This window comes from Nocardioides sp. (genome assembly GCF_036401255.1).
Taxonomy (GTDB): Bacteria; Actinomycetota; Actinomycetes; order Propionibacteriales; family Nocardioidaceae; genus Nocardioides.
The window spans coordinates 1-4,113 of record NZ_DASWVI010000490.1 but is presented as its reverse complement, the minus strand read 5'-3'; the positions used below and the strand labels follow the sequence as shown (position 1 = coordinate 4,113).

General features: G+C 73.1%; 3 protein-coding genes. All 3 read left to right on the top strand.

The genetic code is table 11. From position 1 onward, the window contains the following. Positions 1-1,016 (top strand): hypothetical protein (locus tag VGD85_RS22700; RefSeq protein WP_331065704.1); only part of this gene is annotated, 1,016 nt, incomplete at its 5' end. Continuing rightward, positions 1,013-3,754, top strand: coding sequence for a multicopper oxidase domain-containing protein (locus VGD85_RS22695; RefSeq protein WP_331065703.1), 2,742 nt, complete (start codon positions 1,013-1,015; stop codon positions 3,752-3,754). The genes VGD85_RS22700 and VGD85_RS22695, both read left to right, overlap by 4 nt. Positions 3,755-3,795: 41 nt before the next feature. Continuing rightward, positions 3,796-4,032 carry a DUF2249 domain-containing protein gene (locus VGD85_RS22690; RefSeq protein ID WP_331065702.1) on the top strand — a complete coding sequence of 79 codons (237 nt, stop codon included), beginning with the start codon at positions 3,796-3,798 and terminating at the stop codon, positions 4,030-4,032. The last annotated feature ends 81 nt before the right edge of the window (positions 4,033-4,113 follow it).

The following is a 4,113-nucleotide window of genomic DNA, read 5'->3' as shown; positions in this document are numbered from 1 at the left end:
GCGTGCCGGCCCCGGTCACCACCGACCGGCTGCCGGACGTGCACGGCATGCTCATGGCGCTCGGCTTCGTCGGCACGCTCGTGTGCCTCGAGCGGGCCGTCGCGCTGGCCCGGCCACTGGGCTACCTGGCGCCGGGGCTGCTCGGGGCCGGCGCGCTGCTGCTGCTGGCCCCGGTGCCGCTCGCCGTCGGACGCACCGGCCTCCTGTTCGGCATGCTCGCGATGACACTGCTGTACGTGCCGTTGTGGCGCCGGCAGCGCGACGACGCCGTGCTCGTCCAGGCACTGGGCGCGGTGCTCGGCGCCGGTGCGGCCGCGATGTGGCTGGGTGGCGCACAGACCGCGCTCCTCGTGCCCTGGCTGGCCGGGTTCCTCGTGCTCACGATCGCCGGCGAACGGCTCGAGCTCGCCCGACTGGCGATGGGTCCGAGCGCCGGCCCGACGCTCGTGGTGCTCTCGGTCGGCCTGATGGCCGCGACCGTCGGGTCGCTGCTGTGGCCGGACGCCGGCTACCCGCTGCTGGGCCTCGCGCTGGCGGCGCTCACCGGCTGGCTGGTGTCCCACGACGTGGCCTGGCGCACGATCCGCCGGGCCGGTCTGACCCGCTTCATGGCCGCCAGCATGCTGGCGGGGTACTTCTGGCTGCTCGTCGCCGCGGGCACCTGGCTGCTGCACGGCAGCGCGCTCTCGGGGGCGGCGTACGACGTCGTCATCCACGCGACGTTCCTCGGCTTCACGATCTCGATGATCATGGCCCACGCGCCGGTGATCCTGCCCGCCGTGCTGCGCCGCCCGCTGCCCTACCGGACCGTGCTGTGGGCGCCGCTGGTGCTCCTGCACGCGTCCCTGGTGCTGCGGCTGTGGATCGGCGACGCCCTCGACGTCCACGTCGCCTGGCAGGTCGGTGGCGCCGCGAACGTGGCAGCCCTGCTGACGTTCTTCGCACTCGCGGCCTGGTCGGTCCTGGCGGCCGGCCGGCGCTCGAGCGCCAGCACCTCCGAGGAGCGTGCGGCATGATCACGATCGGCACCGCGAGCCGCCCGGTCGGCACAGGAGCGCGCCGCGGCTTCTCGCCGTTGCGGGACCTGCCCGCCCTGCTCTGGCTCATCGCGGTCGTCGTGGTCTCGCTCGCGCACCGCGACCTGCCCGCGCCGCGCTGGCTGCTGATCCACCTCCTGCTGCTCGGCGCGGTGACGCACTCGATCCTCGTGTGGAGCCAGCACTTCACCGACGCGCTGCTGCACAACGCGCCGACAGCCGCGGCCTACCGCAACCGGTCGGTGCGGCTGCTGCTCGTCAACGGTGGCGCCGCCATGGTGCTGTTCGCGGTGCCGACCGACCGCTGGGTGGTCGCGGCCGTGGGCGCCTCCTCGGTCACCCTCGGCGTGGGCTGGCACGCGGTGTCGCTGGTCGCGCAGCTGCGACGCGCGCTGGGCTCCCGCTTCGCCGTCACCGTGCGCTACTACGTCGCCTCCGCGGCCCTGCTGCCGCTGGGCGCCCTGTTCGGCGTCCTGATGGTCCGCGGCATGTCAGAGCAGTGGCACGTGCGGATCATGCTCGCCCACGTCATGGTCAACGTCCTCGGCTGGATGGGGCTCACCGTGCTCGGTACCGTGGTGACGCTCTGGCCGACGATGCTGCGCACCCGGATCGCCGAGGGGGCCGAGGAGGCCGCACGGCGCGCGCTGCCGCTGCTGCTCGCGGGGCTCCTCGTCGGGGTGGCCGGCTGCCTCGCCGACCTGCGGGCGGTGACCGGAGCGGGACTGCTCGGGTACGTCGCGGCGCTGGTGCTGCTCGCGCGCCCGTTCGTCACCGCCGCCCGCGCGAAGCCCCCGATGCACTTCGCCACCTGGTCGGTCGCTGCTGCCGTCGGGTGGCTCGCGACCCTGGTCACGATCCTCGGCGTGGGTGTCCTCGTCGTCCCGAGCTGGATGGACGCCCATGAGCTCGCCAACGCGATCACGCCCGGCCTGGCCGCGGGGTTCGGCGCCCAGGTGCTGCTCGGCGCGATGTCCTACCTCGTGCCGGTCGTCGTCGGCCGTGGTCCCGCCGGTGCGCGCGCTGCCAACGTGGAGATGGATCGCGGCGGGGCGCTGCGCGTCGCGATCGTGAACGTCGGCACCGCGGTGTTCCTGCTGCCCGCGCCTAGCCCGGTGCGGGTGGTCGTGTCCGCCGTCGTGCTGGTGGCGTTCGCGGCGTTCCTGCCGTTGATGTTCCGTGCCATGCGCGCTGCGCGCCGCGCGCGGCAGCAGCCGATCGAGTCCGTGCCGAAGGAGCAGCGCACCGGTCCGGCACCGGCCGCCGCGGACCGGCCGCGTGGCCAGGTCACCGGCCTCGCCGCGACCGGGATCGCGCTGGTGGTCCTCGCCGTCGCCGCCGGGGTCGCGATCGATCCGACCGCCCTGGCCGGCACCCAGCACGAGTCGTCCGCGGCCGGCATTGCCGCCACCGGCGAGACCACCCGCATCGAGGTCAGCGCGGCGAACATGCGCTTCACCCCCGACACCGTCGAGGTGCCGGCCGGCAACCGGCTGGTGATCGAGCTGACCAACGCCGACGACACCGACGTCCACGACCTCGTGCTCGACTCCGGCGCGGACAGCGGCCGCCTCTCCCCCGGCGAGAGCACGGTCCTCGACATCGGCGTCGTCGGCCGTGACCTCGAGGGCTGGTGCTCCGTGGTCGGGCACCGCCAGATGGGCATGGTCTTCCACGTCCGGGTGACCGGGCTCGAGGACGCCGCCCGCGCCACGCACGCGCACGGAGACACCGGCACCGGCGCCGGCACCGGCGACTCGGCGGCGGACCCCGACGCGTCGATGTCCGACATGGCCGGCATGGACCACTCCGGAGGCGCGACCGGAAGCGATGCCGCCGCGGATCTCGACTTCGCCGCGGCGCCGGAACCCGGCTTCGTGGCCCACGACCCGGAGCTCCCCGCGGTCGAGGGGTCGCGCGTGCACCGGCGTACGTTCCGGGTCTCGGAGGTGCAGGCCGAGGTGGCCCCGGGTGTGCGCCAGCAGCTGTGGACCTACAACGGCGGCATGCCCGGCCCCACGCTGCACGGCCGAGTGGGTGACCGGTTCGTGATCCGGCTGGTCAACGACACCCAGATGGGCCACTCCATCGACTTCCACGCCGGCGAGACCCCGCCCGACCGGAGCATGCGCACGATCGCGCCGGGCGAGTCGCTGATCTACCGCTTCACCGCGAAGCGGTCCGGCATCTGGCTCTACCACTGCTCGACGATGCCGATGTCGGTGCACATCGCCAACGGGATGTTCGGTGCCGTCGTGATCGACCCCCCGAACCTGCCGCGGGTCGACAAGAGCTTCCTGATGGTGCAGTCCGAGCTCTACCTCGGCGCCCAGGACGGCCCGGTCGACGCGACCAAGGTGATGGAGGAGGAGCCCGACGCCGTGGTCTTCAACGGCTACGCCAACCAGTACGACCACGACCAAGTCGACGTCCGGGTCGGCGAGCGGGTCCGGATCTGGGTGCTCGACGCCGGCCCCAGCCGACCGTCGTCCTTCCACGTGGTCGGGGAGCAGTTCGACACGGTGTTCGCCGAGGGCGCCTACCTGCTCGAACGCGGCAACGCCGAGCACGGCGGCAGCCAGGTGCTCTCGCTCGGCGCCGCCCAGGGCGGCTTCGTCGAGCTGACCTTCGACAAGCCCGGCCACTACCCGTTCGTGTCGCACCTCATGGTCGACGCGGAGCGGGGCGCACACGGGATCTTCAACGTCACCCGGTGAGCCCCACAGCACCACCACCAACAACCCGAGGAGAGACGCGTATGACCGACCGCCAGCTGGACGTCCGCGAGGAGATCCCGGCCCGCCGCCACGAGCTGATCTTCAGCACCTACCACGACCTGGCCCCCGGCGACGGGTTCGTGCTCGTCAACGACCACGACCCCAAGCCGCTCTACTACCAGTTCGCCGCCGAGCACGAGGGCCAGTTCGCCTGGGACTACCTCGAGGAGGGCCCCGAGGTCTGGCGGGTCCGGATCGGCCGCGTCGCGGCCTCCTGACACACACCTGACCGGCTCCCCGGCGCGCGCACCTGACGGATCTGTCGTGGATGTGCGCGTCGGGGAGCAGTTCTGTCTGGT

What these genes read in the sequence shown, in the direction of transcription:
- VGD85_RS22690 (WP_331065702.1), top strand. Translation starts at nt 3,796, where the DNA reads ATGACCGACCGCCAGCTGGACGTCCGCGAGGAGATCCCGGCCCGCCGC.
- VGD85_RS22695 (WP_331065703.1), top strand. Translation starts at nt 1,013, where the DNA reads ATGATCACGATCGGCACCGCGAGCCGCCCGGTCGGCACAGGAGCGCGC.